Here is a 19,229-nt window from a genome sequence, read left to right as displayed (position 1 = left end):
CGCAAGAGATGGGCCGAGATCGGGCTTCTATCGGGGAGCGCATTCCACTTCGCCCCTGAGCTGAAGTCCTTCGTATCGAATTTCGGGACAAGGAACCGACACAGATCGCCATTGAACAGCGACTGCAGACGCGCCTTGGGTGGAAACCTCGCCAAGTCTGGCGGCGCCTTCTGTTTCAGGAATGACAGAAGCCGGTCCCGGCCGGCCCATGGCTTCCTGCGGGCTCACAGCCAGAAGCGGCAAAGCAACGATCTGGCCCGGGAACACTTCGAACCCCCAGGTGTCCAGAAGGCCGCGGTCCTGGCCGGTCAGACTGCTGCTCGACATGATCAGGTTTGCGTTGTTCGAACCCGTCCACGCCCGTTCGACGGCCCAAAGTCCCGGGGCCAGTACGATCGGCGTCAAGTCGTCGGCGTGTAGACGCGAACGTCCGGTTGGATCGCCGCGACGCAGCACGTCCTCAAATCTGAAAGCTGGCAACAAGGCGAACTTGGCTATGGTGTCCGGCGCCTCGGGCAGGAAATGACCTGTCTGGGGATCGATCTTGCGGATCAGAACGTCGCCAGACCGGTTCACGGCGTCGTGCTGGACGATATATCCAGACAGGATCGCCGCCCCCTTGCCGGCGGGAGGAGCCGAACCGGTCATCCTTTCACCAGGCGTCGCGCAGCCCGTCATTATTGTGCACAGGAGTGCCAGGGCTACCCCTGCCGCGCTGCGCCCGCGCATCCTCTTAGCCCCGCACCAGGCGCAGAAACTCCTCGCGAGTGCGGGGGTCGTCGCGGACGACGCCGATCAAGTGGCTGGTCGACAGGCTGGCGCCCGGCGCATTGACGCCGCGCAGGGTCATGCAGCTGTGCTCGGCTTCAATGACCACGCCGACGCCGTGGGGGCGCAGGACGGTCTGGATGGCTTCGGCGATCTCGGAGGTCATCTTCTCCTGGATCTGAAGGCGGCGGGCGAAGCCGCGCACGACGCGGGCCAGTTTGGAGATGCCGACGACGCGGTCCGTCGGCAGATAGGCGACGTGCGCCTTGCCCACGACCGGCAGCATATGGTGCTCGCAGAAGCTGACGAAGCGAATGTCCTTCAGCACGACCAACTGGTCGTAGCCGCCCGTCTCCTCGAAGGTCTTCTCCAGATAGGAGAGGGGATCGACCTCATAGCCTTGGAAAAGCTCGCGGTAGCTCTTGGCGACGCGGGCGGGGGTTTCCAGCAGACCTTCGCGGTCCGGGTTGTCGCCGGCCCATTCGATCAGGGTGCGGACGGCGGCTTCGGCGTCGGCCTGGGAGACTTTGGAGGCGGGGGCGTCGGTCATGGCGGCCTAGATAGCGGAGCGCGTGAGGGAAGGGGAGAGGGCGAGGCGTCCCATTACGAGGCGGGCGCGGCTTCAGACGGCGAAGTCGGAAAAAGAGAGTCTAATCCGTCTAATTCGTCTGAAATCGAATGGCTGGCGCTCCCCAAGGCGAAGGCGGGGACGTCGGCATCGAAGCGGCGCCGTTCAAGGCCGCAGGCGAGATTTTTCCGTTGGCAGGTCTGCACGAAGACGCGTGTGGTTAGCGGCCTGTTAACCATCCTGTCGGCATTTTCTGCCCAGTAGTTTGCGGGAGCAGCCGATGAACGGCGCGGAAGTTCTGGACGTCGGGCGCGACGCCATCTGGCTGACGATCCAGCTGTGCCTGCCGGTGCTGCTGGTCGGCTTGGTCGTCGGCGTGGTGATCGGCCTGTTTCAGGCCCTGACGCAGATCCAGGAACAGACCCTGATCTATGCGCCCAAGATCATCGCCATCTTCGTTTCGCTGATCCTGTTCCTGCCGCTGATGGGCGCCCTGTTGGGCGGCTTCATGCGCCAGATCGCGGCCCGCATCGCGGGGATGTAGTGGACGCTTATGCGACCGCTGATCAGGTCTGGGCCGGGGGGCTGATCTTCGCCCGGATCGCGGCGATCCTGATGCTGATCCCCGGCTTTGGCGAGGCCTATGTGCCCCCGCGCGTGCGACTGTCGCTGGCCCTGGTCATCAGTCTGGCGCTGTGGCCGGTGGTGCGCGGTTCGCTGCCGGGCCTGCCGGACAGCATGGGGCTGATGGTCGGGTGGATCATCCGCGAGGTGGTCGTGGGCCTGATGATCGGCCTTCTGCTACGCATGTTCATGAGCGCCCTGGCGACGGCGGGCGAGATCGTGTCGTTGCAGACGACGCTGAGCTTCGCCCAGACCGCCAATCCGATGCAGGCCCAGCCCGGTTCGACCATCGCCGCCTTTCTGGCCCTGCTGGGGGTGACGCTGCTGTTCGCCACCGACACCCACCACCTGTTCATCGCCGGCATGGTGGGATCGTATCGGCTGATCTCGCCGGCCCAGCCGCTGATGATGGCCGACTTCACCCAGATGGCGGTGCGAACCCTGGGCGACAGCTTCCTGCTGGGCGTGCAGTTGTCGGCGCCGGTGCTGGTCTTTGCTTTGATCTTCAACCTGGCGTCCGGCCTGGTGGCGCGGGTCATGCCGTCGTTCCAGGTCTATTTCGCCGCCGCGCCCTTGAGCGTGATCCTGGGCCTGTCGATCTTCGCGCTGAGTCTGGGTGCGCTGGGCACCCTCTTCATCGACCGCTACCGCCGTCTGGCGGAGTATTTCGTGCTGGGAGGCCCTGGTGGCTGAAGGCGCGGATCCCGAGTCGAAAACCGAAGAGGCGACCCCGCGAAAGCTTGAGGACGCCCGAAAGAAGGGCGATGCGGCCAAGTCGCCCGACGTCGCCCAGGTGCTGTCGCTGGCGGGGGCGGCGGCGGTGATCCTGATGGGGGGAGGCTGGTTCGCGTCGTCCATCGCCGAACAGATGCTGCCCTTCATCGCCGCCCCGCACGAGATGCTGGGCGTGCTGAACTCGGGCGCCGGAAACCAGATCATGGTGCGCGCCGTCTGGGCCGTGGCGCCCTTTCTGGGAGCCGTCATGCTGGCGACCATCCTGGGCGGGGTCGGGGGCAATGTCGCCCAGTCCGGTCTGATCTTCACCGCCGAAAAGCTGAAGCCCAAATGGTCGGCGGTCAGTCCGATGCAGGGGTTCAAGCGCATCTTCGGTCCGGACGGCCTGGCGCAGTTCGTCAAGACCTTCTTGAAGCTGATCGCCGTGTGCGCCGTGTGCTGGATGGTGTTGAAGCCGCATCTGCGCGAGTTCGAGAACATGGCTTCGCTCAGCCCGCTGGCGATCCTGCCGCTGGCGCGCGACATGGCCATCTCGCTGTTCGTGGCCTCGATCATCCTGCTGGGCGCCACAGCCGGGGCCGACTTCATCTGGCAGAAGATGCGCTTCGCCAAGCGGATGCGGATGACCAAGGAAGAGCTGAAGGAAGACTTCAAACAGTCCGAAGGCGATCCGCACATCAAGGCCAAGCTGAAGCAGATCCGCATGCAGCGCAGCCGCCAGCGGATGATGGCCAATGTACCCAAGGCCACCGTCATCGTGACCAACCCGACCCACTATTCGGTCGCCCTGCGTTATGAGCCGGATCAGGGCGACGGGGCGCCGATCTGTGTGGCCAAGGGCGTCGACGCCCTGGCCCTGCGCATCCGCGAAGTGGCGACCGAGCACGGCGTGCCGATCGTCGAGAACGTGCCGCTGGCGCGCGCCCTGTACGCCACCGTCGAGGTGGACGAGGTCATTCCGCGCGAACATTTCGACGCCGCAGCCAAGATCATCGGCTTCGTCTTCCAGTCGCGCAAGCGCCGGTAAGGCGGCGTCAGGATTTGGGCGTATGATCGCAACACTGATTCGCGAGGCTGTATGACGTCCACCCGCCGCCCTTCGTTCGACCTGTTGTCCGGCGTGATGGCGTTCGGCGTCGTGGCGGCGATCGCGGCCCTGGCCTACCCGGCGTTTCGCGCCAACCCGACCTCGGCGCCGGGACTGGTGCTGATCCTGACCGTCGGCGCGATCGCCCTGATCGGTCTGTTCGGCTTCCGCCGTGCGGCGGACGCCAAGCCGAGCAGCGATGCGGCCATCGAGGTGCTGGACGCCATGGCCGAACCGGCGGCGCTGGTCTGGGATTCAGGGCAAATCCTGGCCTTCAACGCCGCCTGGTCCGAGGCCAATGGCGCGACCGGCGCCCTGCCGCGCGGCAAGTCGGCCCAGGCGCTGTACATGGCCTTCGCCCAGGCGCGCAAAGGCGAGCCGGGCCGCGCCATCGTCATGATCGGACAGCGCGAGGTCGAGGTCGTCATCGGCCAGATCGGTGATGGAAAGACGGGCGAGGGCAGGTTCCTGATGCGCGCGGCGCCGGACGCCGTCCTGCCCATCGCCGCTGCGCCGGTGCACACGCCCGCCGCCGCGGCGACCGGTGAGGCGCGGGCCATGGCCGCCGGGGCGCCGTTCGGCTCGGCCGTGATCGGCGGCGACGACCTGTTTTCCGGCCGCGCGGAAGAGGCCAACCCGGCGCTCGCCGTTCTGACGGGACCGGGGGCGGCGCGCGATGCAGCCTTCGGGCATCTGTTCGATCCGGGCGGTATCGCCGAGGCGCGGCTGAAGCTGGCGGGCGGATCATCGGGGCCGATCGAACTGGTCGCGCGGGCTCACCCCGACAAGATGCTGCATCTGTATGTGGCGCCCGAGGGCGACAAGCGACGCATCTGGCTGTTCGACGTCTCGGGCCAGAAGTCGATGGAGCTTCAGCTCAACCAGGCCCAGAAGATGCAGGCTGTGGGCCAGCTGGCCGGGGGCGTGGCGCACGACTTCAACAATCTGCTGACGGCGATCCAGCTTCAGCTGTCGGGTCTTTTGGAACGGCACCCGGTGGGCGATCCTTCGTACGAGGGGCTGAACGAGATCCGTCAGACGGCCATTCGCGCGGCCGATCTGGTGCGCAAACTGCTGGCCTTCTCGCGCAAGTCCACGGTGCGGCGCGAGCGGCTGGACCTGGGCGAACTGGTGGGCGAATTCGCCATCCTGCTGCGGAGGCTGCTGCGCGAGGATGTGCGGCTGGAGACCGACTACGGCCGCGACCTGCCGATCGTCCTGGCCGACAAGTCTCAGCTGGAGACGGCGGTGATGAACCTCGCCGTCAATGCGCGTGACGCCATGCGCGGCGTGGTAGAGCCGGGCGCCGGCGTCGTCACCATCGCCACGCGCCGCCTGACGGGCGACGAGGCGCGGGCCCTGGGCTGGGTCGATGCGCCGACGGACGAGGTGGCCCTGATCGAGGTGTCGGATACCGGACCCGGCGTGCCGCCCGAATTGGCGGACAAGATCTTCGAACCCTTCTTCACCACCAAGGCGGTGAACGAGGGCACCGGCATGGGCCTGGCCACCGTCTATGGCATAGTGCAGCAGGCGGGCGGCCATATCACCGTCAGCAATATCGAGGGGGCTGGAGCCGCCTTCCGCATCTTCCTGCCGGCGGCGGGCGAGGCGGAGCTGGCCGAGGTTCAGCCGGTCGAGGTCAAGGCCAAGGCGCCGCGCGACCTGTCGGGCGCCGGCCGCATCCTGTTCGTCGAGGACGAGGACGCCGTGCGCGGCATCGCCGCCCGGCTGCTGCGCCAGCGGGGCTATGAGGTCATCGAGGCCGCCGACGGCGAGGAGGCCCTGTTGCTGGCCGAGGAACATGCCGGCCAGATCGACATGATGATCTCGGACGTCATCATGCCGGGGCTGGACGGGCCGTCGCTGCTGAAGAAGGCGCGCAAATATCTGGGCGACGCGCCGGTCATGTTCATCTCGGGCTATGCCGAGAGCGACTTCTCGGACCTGTTGCAGGACGAGACGGGCGTGTCCTTCCTGCCCAAGCCGCTGGACATCAAGACGCTGGCGGAGCGGGTGAAGCAGGAGCTGCACGCGGGCTGAGCGCCCCGTCGGGCGGGCTCAGGCGGCGCGGCGAAGGACCGAAGGGGCCTTTACATAGAGACCCTTGCGTCCGTTGACGGCGCGGAAGGCGACCGTTTCGCCCTCCAGGTTCTCGTCCATGCCCAGGAACAGGCAGCCGTCATCGACCAGGCGGCGCTCCAGTCCGTCCAGCAGACGGGCGCGTCGCGACGGCTCCATGTCGGACAGGACGTTGCGGCAGAAGATGACGTCGAAGCGCGCATCGTCGGTCGGTTCGTCCAGCAGATTGGCGCGACCGAAACGCACGGCGTCGGCCAGCTCCGCCTTGACCATCCACTGGTCGTCCCGCGGTTCGAACCAGCGCAGCATGGTCTTGGCCGTCAGCCCGCGCTGAATCTCGAACCCGGTATAGAGGCCCGAGCGCGCCTTTTCGATCGCGCGCTGCGACAGATCTGTGGCGACCAGATCGACCGAAACGCCCAGCTCCAGCCCGGTCATGGCGATGGACCAGGCCTCCTGACCCGTCGAACAGCCGGCCGACCAGACCCGGATGCGACCATCCGGCCGCGCCTTGGACAGGGCGGGCAGAAGTTCGGTCTCCAGGATGCGGAAGGGCGTGCGGTCGCGACGGAACCAGGTCTCGGCGTTCAGCAGGGCCTCGATCACCGACCAGGCCAGCGAGGCGACCGGATTGGCCCACAGGTTCGTCAGCAGGGCCTCGACATTGGCGTAGCCCTCGCGCCGCGCGATCGGTCCCAGCCGGTGTTCGGCCAAATGCATGCGATCCCGCGACAGCCGATAGCCGGCGCGGGTGGCGAGGAGCGACTGCAGCTTGTCGAAATCCTCTGGCGTCATGCGGCGATCGCTCCGACCTCCGTCAGCTTGGATTGCAGGATCTCGCCGTCGAACGGCTTCATCACATAGTCGTCGGCGCCGGCGGCCAGGGCTTCGGCGATCCGCTCGGGGCGGGTCTCGATCGTGCAGAACAGCACCTTGGGCTGCTCGCCGCCCGGCATGGCGCGCAGGCGACGCAGGAAGGTGATGCCGTCCATCACGGGCATGTTCCAGTCCACGAGCAGGACATCGGGCATGGCGCCGGTGCAATAGGCCAGGGCCTCGGAGCCGTCCGCCGCCTCGTCGACCTCATAGCCCAGGCCCTCGACGATGCGGCGCGCAACCTTGCGGATGATGCGGCTGTCGTCGACGATCAGGCAGGTTCGGAAGTCCAAGGTCGATCCCTCAATGACACGACGGCTTTCGCCCGAGGCGCATGGACTGTTTTTATCTCAAACGCCAGTTAATGAGTCGTTTGGAAGTCCGCTCAGGCGGGCATTCGCGCGACCAGCGCGACCTTTCCATCTTCAACCTTGACGCGTAGAGCGCCGCCGGCCTCGTTCACGGTCAGCCACAGCCAGTAGGGCTGGATCCATTGGCCGGCTAGTCCCTCGACCAGGCGTTCGCCGGCCAGACCCGTGACGGCCTCGGGCTTCAGCCGGGCGCGGGCGCCCTCGGCGAAACCTTCCAGATAGAGCAGGCCGTTTTCCACCCGCGACTGAATGGTGGCGACGCCGCCCATCGGCAGGGCGCCGACGGTGAGATAGGCGAGGTTGGTCAGGGCGCGGGCCTGGGGCTTGGTGAACTCGCCGTCGGCGATGCGCCAGTCAAGCGAGGCGCGGCCCCCCTGGACCATGCCGGACACCAGGCCTTCGATCTCGCGGGCGGTGAATTTTTCGCTGGTGGTGGCGGCGCCGAAGGCGACGCGGGCGAAGTGAACCAGGGCGACCATCTTCCTGGCGCTCTGCTCGATCAAGGCCATGGCGTCGTCGCGCATGTCCTGAGCCGTCGGGTCCTGCATGAGATCCAGACCCGAGACGATGGCGCCCGACGGACTGATGAAGTCATGGCACAGCTTGGCCGCGATATAGGTCGCCAGCTCGGACCCATCGACCGGAAGGTCCAGCGGAGCGGCGTCTGTGTCGTGGGGGGAGGTCATGATGTCTGGCGCGCTCAGGTCACAGTTCGTGTCGCGCGCGAAGTTGGAGTGATTTGCCGGTTCATGGAACCGTCCGGATGGTCTATCGACCCGCCAATGACGACCTCTTTGACACCTGCTCTTGAGCGCGATCTGACGTCCGGCGCGCTGTCCCTGGCCATCGCCGAGATCGCAGAGGAGGCCGCGCGGCTGATCCTGCCCTATTGGCGCGCAGGCACGGCGGTCGAGACCAAGTCCGACGACAGCCCGGTGACGCAGGCCGACCGGGCGGCCGAGGCCCTGATCCTGGAACGGCTGACGGCCCTGTATCCGGGCGTGCAGACGGTGGCGGAGGAGGCCGTGTCGGCCGACGGCGCGCCTGAGGCGGCCGAGGACTGGTTCTGGCTGATTGATCCGCTGGACGGCACGCGCGGTTTCGTGCGCGGCGGCGAGGCCTTCACCGTCAATATCGCCCTGATCCATGATGGCTATCCGGTCGCGGGCGTGGTGACCGCGCCGGCGACGGCGACGACCTGGCGTACCGACAAGCCCGAAGGCGGCGCCTTCCGGCGTCAGTTCGGCGCCCTTCAGGCCGGCGAGGCCCATTCGGGCGAGGACTGGCGTCCGATCCGTGTGCGTGATCGGCCGCAGGAAGGCATGGCCCTGCTGAGCCACAGCGTCACCGACGAAGAGGCGACGCGTCTGGCCGCCCGTCACGGTTGTTCGCGCTGGCAGGGGACGGATTCGTCGCTGAAATTCTGCCTGATCGCCGAGGGCAGGTTCGACACCTATCCGCGCACGGGTCCGACCTCGGAATGGGACACCGCAGCGGGCCAGGCGGTGCTGGAAGCCGCCGGAGGCCGGGTTCTGGCCGATGACGGGCAGCGGATGGCCTATGGCAAGACGCGGTTCCTGAACGGCGCCTTCGTCGCCATGGGCGGCTGAGGTCTAGGCCCTCAGAAGCGTCTCGGCGCGATCGGCGAGGGCGTCGACGCCCATTTCCCGGGCCGTCATCGCCGCCTCGCCCAGGATCAGCCCCAGATCGGTCGGGACGACGCCGCCCAGCCGATGCCGCGCCAGCATGATCTCGGCCATGCCGATCTGATCGGCGGCCCAGTCGAGCGGCGTCGCCGTCGCCATGCGCGCCCGCAACCGGGTCTCCAGCGTCATCAGGGCGGTCAGGTTCTTGACCGCCTCGGCCAGGGCCACCTCGCGCGTGATGCGCCGCTCGCGCGCCAGGGCGCCGATGATCAGTTCGCCGCCCTGCGTCAAGGCTTCCGCCTGGGCCAGCAGCATCAGCGGCTGGGCGTCGTCGCCGACGCGCAGCACCTGGATCGCGGCCCAGTCCAGGGGGCTGTGATCCGGGGTGAACTGATCGGCGGCGGCGTCGAACATGATCCGCCCCTGGTTTCGGGCCTCGTCATGCCCCGCGATGGCGGCCAGGGCCGACAGGCCGGCGCCGCACAGAGCCAGGGCGCGGGCGCGGGTCAGGGGGCGATGGTCAGGGGATGCGGCCTCGACCAGGGCGCCCAAGTCGCGGCCGGCCTGATCCAGAAGATGCACGTCGCGCTGGACCACGCCCATTTCCAGCGACAGGGCCGCGCGATCCATGCGCAGATCCATGTCGTCGGCGTCGTCTCTGCGCACCGCCTCATCCATCAAGGCGGCCGCCTGATGAAGGCGGGCGATGTCGCCGCTCAGCCGGGCCGTGCGGACCGTCAGCCGGGCGTGAAGCGCGGCCATGCCGACGGCGATGCGTCGGCTGCGCGGCTGGCCGACCGCCGCAAGGGTCGTCGCCGCGCGGTCCAGACGGGCGGGATCGCCGCACAGATCAAAGCGCAGCATCAGCACCGCCGCCTTGGCCATGGCCGCCCGCGCGATCTGATCCTCGTCCACGGCTGAACGCGCCAAGCTGTCGGCGCAGCGTTCGGCCCGGTCCAGACTGTCGGCGGCGCCGGTGCGGCGGGCGTGTTCGCGCCACAGGGCGCAGGCGCGGTTTTCGGTCTCGAAGGGACGGGCGCAAGAGACGCGTCCGGCGTCCGTGGCCTCGCGTCGCGCCTCGGCGCGCAGCAGATCCGCGCCGATCAGTTCGACCCAACCGAGGTCTTCGCTCTCTCGCGCCTGGGCGAAGAGTTTTCGAAGATCACGGCCGAATTCGAACATGCTGGACCTCGGTTATCCCGCTTCGGGACGCAGACTGCGTCACCTGCGGCGTCCAATGCAAACGCAGCGCCGGGAATGCGGTTCGGCTTGGCCTTGGCGCGAAAATCGTCAGTCCAGATTCGGTGTCTTCTGCTGACAGCGTTGCAAGGCGGCCCGAGCCTGGGCGGCATCGGCGCTCAGCTGTCGAACCGCAGTGATCCTCGCCCGCGTCTGATCCGCCTCGGCGACCGAGGCGCGCTTTCCGGCCGCCGTGCCCGCCTGCATCGCCGCCAGCGACCAGTAGAGGGCGGCGTCATACAGCCGCCGGCCTTGCGCGCTCTCGCCGCCTTCCAGCTCCGACGCCGCCTGCGTCAGGCCCGCGCAGCGCACGGCTTCGTCATAGGAGACCAGCCCCGCAGCAGGGGCGGCCTGCAGCATGACGACGGTGCTGGCGAGGGCGACGAGTGACATGGACCTAGAATGGCTCAGCCGCGTGACCAAAGGAAGTCGTTTGGCGCGACGATCCTCAGCCGCGTTCCTTCGTCTTGGTGAAGGCGATCTTGGGGAAGCGTTCGCCGACATAGCCGGTTTCCCAGATCGACTTGGCCAGGAAGACCGGGGCCTGGTCGATGTCGCGCGCCATCTGGGGGCGGTATTTGCCGCTGAAGTCCTCGACGTCGGCGTCGGAGCCCTCCGAGCCTGGAGCGATCCAGCGCGCTTCGGCGTAGGGGGAGGGTTCGAAGACGACGTCCAGGCCGTACTCCTCGCCCAGACGGTCGGCCATGACATCGAACTGCAGTTGGCCCACGGCGCCGACGATGAAGTCCGAGCCGATTTCGGGACGGAACAGCTGGGTCACGCCTTCCTCGGCCAGACCTTCCAGCGCCTTCTTCAGGTGTTTGGCCTTCAACGGATCCTTGACCCGCACCCGTTGCAGGATTTCGGGGGCGAAGTTCGGCAGGCCGGCGAAACGGACCATGCCGCTCTCCGACAGGCTGTCGCCGACGCGCAGCACGCCGTGGTTCGGGATGCCGATCACGTCGCCGGCGAAGGCGTCGTCAGCCAGTTCGCGGTCCGAGGCGAAGAACATGATCGGCGCATTGACCGACAGGGACTTGCCGGTGTTCTGCACCTTCAGCTTCATGCCGCGCTTGAAGGCGCCCGACGCCATACGGAACATGGCGATCCGGTCGCGGTGGTTGGGATCCATGTTCGCCTGGACCTTGAAGACGAAGCCGGTGACCTCGTTCGAACCCGGCTCGACCTCGGTCTCGACGGGGGCGGGGGCGTTGCGGGTCTCGGGCGGAGATTCCTTCTTCGCCTTCATAACCTTGGGCGCCGGAGCCCAGTCGCCGATGGCCTTCAGCAACTCGTCGATGCCGAAGTGGCGAAGCGCCGATCCCCACAGCACCGGCGTCATGTGACCTTCCAGGAAGGCCTGGCGGTCAAAGGCCGGATAGCCGCCCTCGACCAGTTCGACGGCCTCGGCGAGATTGTCCTGCTCGCCCGCCTCGAAATACTGGGCCGCCTGGTCCAGCGGCAGGGCGGGGGGGTGTTCGGGATCTTCGGCCGAACCGGCGGCCTTGCGGGTGTAGGGCTGGAACCGGCCGGTCCCGACCTCGACCATGCCGCGCAGGCGATTGCCGCTCTCGGCCGGCCACCAGATCGGGGCGGGGTCCAGTTGCAGCCGCGACGCGATGTCGTCCAGCAGGGCCATCGGGTCCTGGGCCTCGCGGTCCAGCTTGTTGATGAAGGTGATGATCGGGATGTCGCGCAGGCGGCAGACCTCGAACAGCTTCAGAGTCTGCGGCTCGATGCCCTTGGCGGCGTCCAGCACCATTATGGCGCAGTCGGCGGCGGTCAGGGTGCGATAGGTGTCTTCGGAGAAGTCCTCGTGCCCGGGCGTATCGAGCAGGTTGAACATCTTGCCGTCGTGCTCGAACGTCATGACCGAGGCCGAGACCGAGATGCCCCGCTCCTTTTCGATCTTCATCCAGTCCGAACGGGTGCGCCGGTTCTCGCCGCGCGCCCGCACGGCGCCGGCCGCACGAATGGCGCCGCCTGCCAACAGAATGTGCTCGGTCAGGGTCGTCTTGCCCGCATCCGGGTGGGCGATGATGGCGAAGGTCCGGCGGCGTGCCGCTTCTTCAGGCAGGGTCAGTGAGGACATGGCGCGCGACTAGCGCGGACCCGCCTCAAAGTCACGGGATTGCGCCAGATCAAATAACCCCTCGCCATGAAGGGCTATCGGAGTCATGCTCGGTTCTGGAGGAGACGATCAGGCCGTCAGAGTCCGACGCTCCCCTCTCGGATCGATCCGGGATCATAGGGAAAGGACAAGGACGATGGCTGTCATCCATCCTCAAGACCGTATCGCCCATGCGCCGCGTGAGCGGGCGCCGCTGCATCCGGCGGTGGGGCTGGTCGTCGGCTTCGGCTTCATCGTAGCCGTGGCGACGCTGGTCCATGTGGTGTTCAACACCGTCTTCTGACGGCGGTTCAGGCCGCCATCAGGCGGCCAGACGATTCCAGACGGCGCGGTCTGCGGAGACGGCGTCGAGGCGACGGCCCTTGGCCTGAAGCTGGCGCATCACCTGTTCGGGCAGGGTGCAGAAACGCGGCTCGACCAGGTCGGGATTGCAGGCAGCGGCGGGCGCGGCGAACAGGGCGGCGTTCACGTCCGGGCTGCGCTCGGCGATCAGCCAGGCCAGGCGACGGGCGCGTTCGGGATCGTTGCGATGAAGCAGCGGGTCCTCGGCGAACAGTTCGCAGCCCAGTTCAAGCAGATAGTCCAGACCCAGCTTCTCGAACCGGCGCGCGTCGGCGGGCGTGACCGGGCAGGCCTCGTCCAGGTCGAACACGACATCGTTCAGAAGAAACAGCATGGGCGGGACGCTCGACTGACCGGACGCGAGTTCGTCCGTAAGCTCACAATAGGGGCCGTCGCTTGCGGTCCCGTTCACGGACGCGGTTAAGCGTTTGTGACCAGCCGGCTGTCGCCCTGGACGAAAAGCGACGGCGATGACGCGACGTGACCCTTGCGCCGGCGTGCAGCCTCAGCTTACCTGATCACGCATTGTTACAGGCCGGCGTCGCGCCGGAGAGAGGCCGTCATGACGACCCATGAAGATCGCGCCGGGCTGAAGGTCGCGGGCGAACTGATCGCCCTGATCGAGCAGGATGTACTGCCGGGGCTCGGACTTGATGCGGCGGCCTTCTGGAGCGGGGCGGCGGCGATCTTCGAGCGGTTCGCGCCCGAGAACCGGGCGCTGCTGGCGCGACGCGACGCCCTGCAGGCACAGATCGACGATTGGAACCGGGCGCGGCGGGGCCAGCCGTACGATGTGGCGGCGTCGCAGGCCTTTTTGAAAGAGATCGGCTATCTGGTCGAGGAGCCGGCCCCGTTCACCGTCGGGACCGAAGGCGTGGACGCCGAGATCGCGCGCATGGCCGGGCCGCAGCTGGTGGTGCCGGTGCTGAACGCCCGCTTCCTGCTGAATGCCGCCAATGCGCGGTGGGGCAGCCTGTATGACGCCCTGTATGGCACCGACGCGCTGGGCGACCTGCCGGCCGGCGGCGGCTATGACGCGGCGCGCGGCGCGCGGGTCGTCGCGCGAGCCAAGGCCTTTTTGGACGAGGCGGCGCCGTTGGCCGAGGGCTCGCATACGGATGTCGCCGGCTGGTCGGTGATCGACGGCGCGTTGTCGCCTGCGCTGAAGGATGCGGGACAGTTCGTCGGCTTCACGGGCGAGGCCAGCGCGCCCGCCTCGATCCTGCTGGTCAACAACGGACTGCACATCGAACTGGTGATCGACCGCAGCCACCCGGTGGGGCGCGGCGATGCGGCCGGTCTGGCGGACGTGGTGCTGGAATCGGTCCTGTCGACTATCGTCGATCTGGAGGATTCCGTCGCGGCCGTCGATGCGGCGGACAAGGCCGAAGCCTATCGCAACTGGCTGGGCCTGATGCGCGGCGACCTGTCCGCGACGTTCAAGAAGGGCGGCGAGACCCTGACCCGTGCTCTGGAGCCGGATCGCCAATGGACGGCGCCGGACGGGTCGCCGGTGATCCTGAAGGGGCGCAGCCTGCTGTTCGTGCGCAATGTCGGGCATCTGATGACGACCCCGGCCATCCGTTTGTCTGACGGGTCGGAGGCGCCGGAAGGGATCATGGACGCCATCGTGACCAGCCTGATCGCGCTGTATGACATCAAGGGTCTGGGCGGGTTCGGCAACAGCGCGACGGGCTCTGTCTATATCGTCAAACCCAAGATGCACGGGCCGGAAGAGGCCGCCTTCACCGACCGGCTGTTCGATGCGGTCGAGGATCTGCTGGCCCTGCCGCGCCATGCGATCAAGGTCGGGGTGATGGACGAGGAGCGCAGGACCTCAGCCAATCTGGCGGCCTGCATTCAGGCGGTGAAGGACCGGATCGTCTTCATCAACACCGGCTTTTTGGACCGCACCGGCGACGAGATCCACACGGCCATGCAGGCCGGGCCGGTGGTGCGAAAGGCCGACATCAAGTCCAGCGCCTGGATCGCGGCCTATGAGGCGAGAAACGTCGCCATCGGCCTGAAATGCGGCCTGTCCGGCAAGGCCCAGATCGGCAAGGGGATGTGGGCGGCGCCGGACCGGATGGCCGACATGCTGGAGCAGAAGATCGGTCATCCGAAGACGGGCGCCAACACCGCCTGGACCCCCTCGCCGACGGCGGCGACCCTGCATGCGCTGCACTATCATGTGGTCGATGTGTTTGCGGTTCAGAAGGAGGTGGCCGGGCGCGAGACGCCGGGGCTGGAGGCCTTGTTGACCCCGCCGCTCGCGAACGGCGTCAATTGGTCCGAGGACGAGGTGGCGGCCGAGTTGGACAACAACGCCCAGGGCATACTGGGCTATGTCGTGCGCTGGATCGATCAGGGGGTGGGGTGTTCCAAGGTGCCGGACATCCACGACATCGGCCTGATGGAGGACCGGGCGACGCTGCGGATCAGTTCGCAGCATATCGCCAACTGGCTGCTGCACGGGGTCTGTACGGTCGATCAGGTCGAGGCGGCCTTCCAGCGCATGGCGGCCAAGGTGGATGGGCAAAATGCGGGCGATCCGCTGTATCGGCCGATGGCGGCGGACCCGGATAACAGTCTGGCCTATCAGGCGGCGCGGGCGTTGGTGTTCGAAGGCGTCGAGCAGCCAAACGGCTATACCGAGCCGTTACTGCACGCCTGGCGGTTGAAGGCGAAGGCGGCTCAGTCCGTCTGACGCGCCTTGGGCGGAGCAGGCTGTTCCGGCGTCTCGGCCTCGTCGTCGGCCATGACGTCGTCGGCGGCGTCGTTGGCGGTTCGGGCGGGACTTTGCGGGCCGGTCGGTCGCGGCGGTGAGCCGACGCCGTAGCCGAGGCGCTTCAAGGCCTCCTCGCCGTCCAGGCCGAAGGCGGTGCGCAGGCGAAGATCGGTCTGGGGCACCGGCACCTCGACGCCCGCCGCATCCAGGGCGTCGGCGATCAGCCATGTGTAGGCGGCGTGCATGGCCGCCGGGCGTTTGACGGCGTCGCGCGTCGGCCAGACCACCAGCTCGAACGACAGGCCCCGATCGCCGAAGGCCACCAGCCAGACCTGGCTCTTGCGGGCCTCCGTCTCGGGCAGGGTGAAGGGGCTGGCGCGGGCGGCGGCCAGAACCGCGTCGCGCACCTGTCCCCGGTCCGAGCCATAGGCGACGGTGAAGGGCACATGTATGCGGCGTGTGTCGCCCTTCATGGTCCAGTTGGTGACGGGCTGTTCGATGAAGCGCGAGTTGGGCACCAGGACATTGACGTTGTCGTTGGTGCGGACACGGGTGGCGCGAGGGCCGATCTCCATGATGGCGCCGCGGATGCCGATGTCCTCGATCTCGATATAGTCGCCGACCGACACCATCCGGTCGAAGATCAGGAACAGGCCGGAGACGAACTCCTTGACCACCCCCTGCAGCCCGAGACCCACGCCGATGCCCAGCGCGCCGGCGAAGACGGTCAGGGACGACAGGTTCAGCCCGGCCGCCGACAGGGCTGACATGACGCCCACGACGATGATGCCGTAGCCGGCCAGGCGCTCCAGCAGATAGATCGCCTGACGGCTGCGGTCCGAGCGCTCGCGCACCCGGCGCAGCGACCGGGTCACCAGCCAGTGGGCGGCGAAGGCGATCAGGAGGATCACGCCCGCGCTGACCAGACCGCCCAGCGTCAGATTTATCCCGGCGATGCGGGCGATCTGCGACTGTTCGATGGTGTCGAGCCCCAGCTTCTGGATCGGATTGGTCATCGCGTCCTAGAGCGTCCGGCGAACGGTCAAGGTTCCGAACCTAGATGGCGAAGTCCTCGATCGAGAAGCGTCCATCCAGCCAGGCGACGATGCGTTCAGCGGCGTCCTCGGGCGACATGGTCGTGGTGTCCACGACGATCTCGGGGTGTTCGGGCGCTTCATAGGGGCTGTCGATGCCGGTGAAGTTCTTGAGCTCTCCCGCGCGGGCCTTCTTGTACAGGCCCTTGACGTCGCGGGCCTCGGCCACCGCCAGCGGCGTGTCGACGTGGACCTCGACGAACTCGCCCTCGCCCAGCAGGTCGCGGGCCAAACGGCGTTCGGCGCGGAAGGGCGAGATGAAGCTGACCAGGACGATCAGGCCGGCGTCCACCATCAGTTTGGAAACTTCGGCGACGCGGCGGATGTTCTCAACCCTGTCCTCTTCGGTGAATCCCAAATCGCGGTTCAGGCCGTGGCGGACATTGTCGCCGTCCAGCAGATAGGTGTGGCGACCGTCGGCGTGCAGCCGCTTTTCCACCAGATCGGCGATGGTCGATTTGCCCGCGCCCGACAGGCCGGTCAGCCAGACGACACGGCCCGTCTGGTTTTTGATCGTGGCGCGCGCCGCCTTGTCCACCGACAGGGCCTGCCAGTGGATGTTGTGGGCGCGGCGCAGGGCGAAGTGCAGCAAACCCGCCCCGACCGTGCGGTTCGAGATCCGGTCGATCAGGATGAAACCGCCCAGATCCTTGTTCTCGGCATAGGGGGCGAAGGCGACGGGAGCGTCCAAGGACAGGTTGCAGACGCCGATCTCGTTCAGCTCCAGCCGCTTGGCCGGCTGCTGCTCCAGGGTGTTGATGTTCACCTTGTGCTTGGGCTCGGTGATGGTGGCGCCCACCAGCTTGGCGCCGATCTTGAGCAGGTAAGGCCGGCCCGGCAGCAGGGGCTCCTCGTCCATCCAGACCACGGTGGCCTCGAACTGGTCCGCGGCCTCGGGCGGGGCGTCGGCGTCGGCCAGCACGTCGCCCCGCGAGACATCGATCTCATCGGCCAGGGTCAGGGTGATCGACTGGCCGGCGACGGCCTGAGAGAGGTCGCCGTCGGCGGTGACGATGCGGGCGACGGTCGAGGTCTTGCCCGACGGCAGGACGCGGACGGGATCGCCGGGGCGCACGGTCCCGGCGGCGATCCGGCCGGAGAAGCCGCGAAAGTCCAGGTTGGGCCGGTTGACCCACTGCACAGGCAGGCGGAATGGATCGGCCTGAAGAGCGTCCCCGACCTCCAGCGTCTCCAAAAGGCTCATCATCGGCGGGCCGGCGTACCAGGGCGAATGGGCGCTGGGTTCAGTGATGTTGTCGCCGCGCAGGGCCGACATCGGGATGGCGTCGAAGGCCTGAAGCCCGATCTGGCCGGCGAAGGCGCGGAAGTCGGCGACGATGGCGTCGAACACAGCCTGGGACCAGCCCATCAGGTCCATCTTGTTGACCGCCAGGATGACGTGGCGGATGCCTAGCAGGCTAACCAGATAGGCGTGGCGCCGCGTCTGGGTCAGGACGCCCCGGCGCGCGTCGATCAGGATGACGGCGGCGTCGGCGGTCGAGGCGCCGGTCACCATATTGCGGGTGTACTGCTCGTGGCCCGGCGTGTCCGCGACGATGAACTTGCGCTTTTCGGTCGAGAAGAAGCGATAGGCGACATCGATGGTGATGCCCTGCTCGCGCTCGGCGGCCAGGCCGTCGACCAGCAGGGCGAAGTCGATGTCGCCGCCCTGGGTGCCGACGCGGCGACTGTCCGCCTCCAGCGCCACCATCTGATCCTCAAAGATCATCTTGGAGTCGTAGAGCAGGCGGCCGATCAGGGTGGACTTGCCGTCGTCCACGCTGCCGCAAGTGATGAAGCGCAGCAGGCTCTTGTGCTGGTGGGCGTCCAGATAGGCGCCGATGTCGCGGGCGATCAGATCCGACTGGTGGGCCATCAGAAATAGCCCTCCTGCTTCTTCTTCTCCATCGAGGCGGACTGGTCGTGGTCGATCATCCGGCCCTGCCGCTCCGAGGTGGTGGTCAGAAGCATTTCCTGAATGACCTCGGGCAGGGTCGCGGCCGTGCTCTCGACCGCGCCGGTCAGGGGGTAGCAGCCCAGAGTGCGGAACCGGACGGACTTCATCTGCGGCGTCTCGCCGGGGCGCAGCCGGAACCGGTCGTCATCGACCATGATCAGGGCGCCGTCCCGCTCCACCACCGGCCGTTCGGCGGCCAGATACAGCGACACGATGGGGATTCGCTCCAGGTGGATGTATTGCCAGACGTCCAGCTCGGTCCAGTTTGAGATCGGGAAGACGCGGACGCTCTCACCCGGCTTTTTGCGCGTGTTGTAGAGCCGCCAGAGTTCGGGCCGCTGGTTCTTGGGGTCCCAACGGTGTTCGGCGGTGCGGAAGGAGAAGATCCGCTCCTTGGCGCGCGACTTCTCCTCGTCGCGACGGGCGCCGCCGAAGGCCGCATCGAAGCCGTGATGGTTCAGGGCCTGTTTCAGGCCTTCGGTCTTCCACAAGTCCGTGTGCAGCGCCGAGCCGTGGTCGAACGGGTTGATGGTGCGCGCGAGGGCGTCGGGGTTCTGGTGGACCAACAGTTCGACGCCCAGATCGGCTGCCGCCTGTTCGCGCATCGCGTACATGGCGCGGAACTTCCACGTCGTGTCGACGTGCAGAAGCGGGAACGGCGGCCTGGACGGATAGAAGGCCTTCCTCGCCAGATGCAGCATGACGGCCGAGTCCTTGCCGATCGAATACAGCATGACCGGGCGCTCGGCTTCGGCCGCCACCTCGCGCAGGATGTGGATGCTCTCGGCCTCCAAGCGCTGAAGGTGTGTCAGGCGCGGCGCGGACAGGGCGGCAGGTCTTCTGGTCAGGGTGGCGGTGGTCACCGGGGCGTCTCCGTCGAACGCCATGTGACAACGCCAATGCGCGCCAAGGGACAAGCGAGGGTTCCTGCTCCTCGCTAGGAGATTTTCGGCCCGCAACGTCCGATTTCGCCCTCGGAGC

At 67.3% G+C, this 19,229-nt stretch carries 19 protein-coding genes; 7 read left to right on the top strand and 12 right to left on the bottom strand.

The annotated features are described in order from the left end of the window. Positions 1–27 precede the first annotated feature (27 nt). Both O2K97_RS00170 and folE read right to left on the bottom strand, forming a co-directional pair. Complete coding sequence (locus O2K97_RS00170; protein WP_269219992.1) at positions 28–648, bottom strand: hypothetical protein; 621 nt, start codon at positions 646–648, stop codon at positions 28–30. A gap of 85 nt (positions 649–733) precedes the next feature. Further along, positions 734–1,318 carry a GTP cyclohydrolase I FolE gene (gene folE / locus O2K97_RS00165; RefSeq protein ID WP_017505640.1) on the bottom strand — a complete coding sequence of 195 codons (585 nt, stop codon included), beginning with the start codon at positions 1,316–1,318 and terminating at the stop codon, positions 734–736. A gap of 298 nt (positions 1,319–1,616) precedes the next feature. Between folE and fliQ the strand changes: the two genes are divergently transcribed. Genes fliQ through cckA form a run of 4 tightly spaced genes read left to right on the top strand, consistent with a single transcriptional unit; the run spans position 1,617 to position 5,825 of the window. After that, complete coding sequence (fliQ, locus tag O2K97_RS00160; RefSeq protein WP_017505641.1) at positions 1,617–1,880, top strand: flagellar biosynthesis protein FliQ; 264 nt, start codon at positions 1,617–1,619, stop codon at positions 1,878–1,880. Then, on the top strand, positions 1,880–2,653 hold the full coding sequence (gene fliR, locus O2K97_RS00155) for a flagellar biosynthetic protein FliR (protein WP_066629549.1): 774 nt from the start codon (positions 1,880–1,882) through the stop codon (positions 2,651–2,653). The genes fliQ and fliR overlap by 1 nt, the downstream gene beginning before the upstream one ends. Beyond that, positions 2,646–3,722, top strand: coding sequence for a flagellar biosynthesis protein FlhB (gene flhB / locus O2K97_RS00150; protein ID WP_112862770.1), 1,077 nt, complete (start codon positions 2,646–2,648; stop codon positions 3,720–3,722). Before fliR ends, flhB begins: the two co-directional genes overlap by 8 nt. 51 nt (positions 3,723–3,773) lie before the next feature. Continuing rightward, positions 3,774–5,825 (top strand): cell cycle histidine kinase CckA, encoded by a 2,052-nt coding sequence (cckA, locus tag O2K97_RS00145; protein ID WP_269219991.1) that lies wholly within the window; start codon positions 3,774–3,776, stop codon positions 5,823–5,825. Positions 5,826–5,843: 18 nt separating this feature from the next. Here the strand turns inward: cckA and O2K97_RS00140 are convergent, their stop codons facing one another. From O2K97_RS00140 to chpT, 3 genes are all read right to left on the bottom strand, one after another. Continuing rightward, the gene (locus tag O2K97_RS00140) at positions 5,844–6,659 is read right to left on the bottom strand and encodes a CheR family methyltransferase (protein WP_269219990.1); all 816 of its coding nucleotides are present in this window, start codon (positions 6,657–6,659) and stop codon (positions 5,844–5,846) included. Then, positions 6,656–7,033, bottom strand: a complete 378-nt coding sequence (locus O2K97_RS00135) for a response regulator (RefSeq protein WP_269219989.1) — start codon at positions 7,031–7,033, stop codon at positions 6,656–6,658. Before O2K97_RS00135 ends, O2K97_RS00140 begins: the two co-directional genes overlap by 4 nt. Before the next feature lie 92 nt (positions 7,034–7,125). Beyond that, complete coding sequence (chpT, locus tag O2K97_RS00130) at positions 7,126–7,797, bottom strand: histidine phosphotransferase ChpT (protein ID WP_269219988.1); 672 nt, start codon at positions 7,795–7,797, stop codon at positions 7,126–7,128. A gap of 96 nt (positions 7,798–7,893) precedes the next feature. On the opposite strand from chpT, the gene cysQ reads away from it, so the two are divergent. Then, a complete protein-coding gene (gene cysQ / locus O2K97_RS00125) occupies positions 7,894–8,721 on the top strand; it encodes a 3'(2'),5'-bisphosphate nucleotidase CysQ (RefSeq protein WP_269219987.1) in 828 nt (275 codons plus the stop codon). A 3-nt stretch (positions 8,722–8,724) separates the two neighbouring features. Here cysQ and O2K97_RS00120 read toward each other — a convergent pair whose 3' ends face one another. From O2K97_RS00120 to O2K97_RS00110, 3 genes are all read right to left on the bottom strand, one after another. Then, positions 8,725–9,939 carry a hypothetical protein gene (locus O2K97_RS00120; protein ID WP_269219986.1) on the bottom strand — a complete coding sequence of 405 codons (1,215 nt, stop codon included), beginning with the start codon at positions 9,937–9,939 and terminating at the stop codon, positions 8,725–8,727. 108 nt (positions 9,940–10,047) lie between these two features. Further along, complete coding sequence (locus O2K97_RS00115; protein ID WP_205681799.1) at positions 10,048–10,389, bottom strand: hypothetical protein; 342 nt, start codon at positions 10,387–10,389, stop codon at positions 10,048–10,050. 55 nt (positions 10,390–10,444) lie between these two features. Next, positions 10,445–12,088, bottom strand: coding sequence for a peptide chain release factor 3 (locus O2K97_RS00110; RefSeq protein ID WP_269219985.1), 1,644 nt, complete (start codon positions 12,086–12,088; stop codon positions 10,445–10,447). A gap of 175 nt (positions 12,089–12,263) precedes the next feature. On the opposite strand from O2K97_RS00110, the gene O2K97_RS00105 reads away from it, so the two are divergent. Next, the gene (locus O2K97_RS00105; protein WP_017505653.1) at positions 12,264–12,410 is read left to right on the top strand and encodes a hypothetical protein; all 147 of its coding nucleotides are present in this window, start codon (positions 12,264–12,266) and stop codon (positions 12,408–12,410) included. Positions 12,411–12,428: 18 nt separating this feature from the next. On the opposite strand, the gene O2K97_RS00100 is transcribed toward O2K97_RS00105, so the two are convergent. Further along, positions 12,429–12,803 carry a hypothetical protein gene (locus tag O2K97_RS00100; protein WP_045811590.1) on the bottom strand — a complete coding sequence of 125 codons (375 nt, stop codon included), beginning with the start codon at positions 12,801–12,803 and terminating at the stop codon, positions 12,429–12,431. 228 nt (positions 12,804–13,031) lie between these two features. On the opposite strand from O2K97_RS00100, the gene O2K97_RS00095 reads away from it, so the two are divergent. After that, positions 13,032–15,176: a malate synthase G gene (locus O2K97_RS00095; RefSeq protein WP_269219984.1), complete on the top strand. Its 2,145-nt coding sequence runs from the start codon at positions 13,032–13,034 to the stop codon at positions 15,174–15,176. Here the strand turns inward: O2K97_RS00095 and O2K97_RS00090 are convergent. Genes O2K97_RS00090 through cysD form a run of 3 tightly spaced genes read right to left on the bottom strand, consistent with a single transcriptional unit; the run spans position 15,164 to position 19,135 of the window. Then, positions 15,164–16,213 carry a mechanosensitive ion channel family protein gene (locus tag O2K97_RS00090; protein WP_269219983.1) on the bottom strand — a complete coding sequence of 350 codons (1,050 nt, stop codon included), beginning with the start codon at positions 16,211–16,213 and terminating at the stop codon, positions 15,164–15,166. The genes O2K97_RS00095 and O2K97_RS00090 overlap by 13 nt on opposite strands. Before the next feature lie 40 nt (positions 16,214–16,253). Further along, positions 16,254–18,167 carry a sulfate adenylyltransferase subunit CysN gene (cysN, locus tag O2K97_RS00085; protein ID WP_269219982.1) on the bottom strand — a complete coding sequence of 638 codons (1,914 nt, stop codon included), beginning with the start codon at positions 18,165–18,167 and terminating at the stop codon, positions 16,254–16,256. Continuing rightward, entirely contained in the window at positions 18,167–19,135 is a 969-nt protein-coding gene (cysD, locus tag O2K97_RS00080) for a sulfate adenylyltransferase subunit CysD (protein ID WP_419466070.1), read from the bottom strand. The genes cysN and cysD overlap by 1 nt, the downstream gene beginning before the upstream one ends. Positions 19,136–19,229 lie beyond the last annotated feature (94 nt).

The organism is Brevundimonas vesicularis (assembly GCF_027105095.1).
GTDB lineage: Bacteria > Pseudomonadota > Alphaproteobacteria > Caulobacterales > Caulobacteraceae > Brevundimonas > Brevundimonas vesicularis_E.
Note: the sequence above shows the minus strand (reverse complement) of the source record. Positions and strands in the feature narration are given on the sequence as shown.

Coding starts and splice junctions, on each gene's coding strand:
- O2K97_RS00170 (WP_269219992.1), bottom strand. CDS start 648: ATGACCGGTTCGGCTCCTCCCGCCGGCAAGGGGGCGGCGATCCTGTCT.
- folE (WP_017505640.1), bottom strand. CDS start 1,318: ATGACCGACGCCCCCGCCTCCAAAGTCTCCCAGGCCGACGCCGAAGCC.
- fliQ (WP_017505641.1), top strand. CDS start 1,617: ATGAACGGCGCGGAAGTTCTGGACGTCGGGCGCGACGCCATCTGGCTG.
- cckA (WP_269219991.1), top strand. CDS start 3,774: ATGACGTCCACCCGCCGCCCTTCGTTCGACCTGTTGTCCGGCGTGATG.
- O2K97_RS00140 (WP_269219990.1), bottom strand. CDS start 6,659: ATGACGCCAGAGGATTTCGACAAGCTGCAGTCGCTCCTCGCCACCCGC.
- chpT (WP_269219988.1), bottom strand. CDS start 7,797: ATGACCTCCCCCCACGACACAGACGCCGCTCCGCTGGACCTTCCGGTC.
- cysQ (WP_269219987.1), top strand. CDS start 7,894: ATGACGACCTCTTTGACACCTGCTCTTGAGCGCGATCTGACGTCCGGC.
- O2K97_RS00120 (WP_269219986.1), bottom strand. CDS start 9,939: ATGTTCGAATTCGGCCGTGATCTTCGAAAACTCTTCGCCCAGGCGCGA.
- O2K97_RS00115 (WP_205681799.1), bottom strand. CDS start 10,389: ATGTCACTCGTCGCCCTCGCCAGCACCGTCGTCATGCTGCAGGCCGCC.
- O2K97_RS00110 (WP_269219985.1), bottom strand. CDS start 12,088: ATGTCCTCACTGACCCTGCCTGAAGAAGCGGCACGCCGCCGGACCTTC.
- O2K97_RS00105 (WP_017505653.1), top strand. CDS start 12,264: ATGGCTGTCATCCATCCTCAAGACCGTATCGCCCATGCGCCGCGTGAG.
- O2K97_RS00100 (WP_045811590.1), bottom strand. CDS start 12,803: ATGCTGTTTCTTCTGAACGATGTCGTGTTCGACCTGGACGAGGCCTGC.
- O2K97_RS00095 (WP_269219984.1), top strand. CDS start 13,032: ATGACGACCCATGAAGATCGCGCCGGGCTGAAGGTCGCGGGCGAACTG.
- O2K97_RS00090 (WP_269219983.1), bottom strand. CDS start 16,213: ATGACCAATCCGATCCAGAAGCTGGGGCTCGACACCATCGAACAGTCG.
- cysN (WP_269219982.1), bottom strand. CDS start 18,167: ATGGCCCACCAGTCGGATCTGATCGCCCGCGACATCGGCGCCTATCTG.
- cysD (WP_419466070.1), bottom strand. CDS start 19,135: ATGGCGTTCGACGGAGACGCCCCGGTGACCACCGCCACCCTGACCAGA.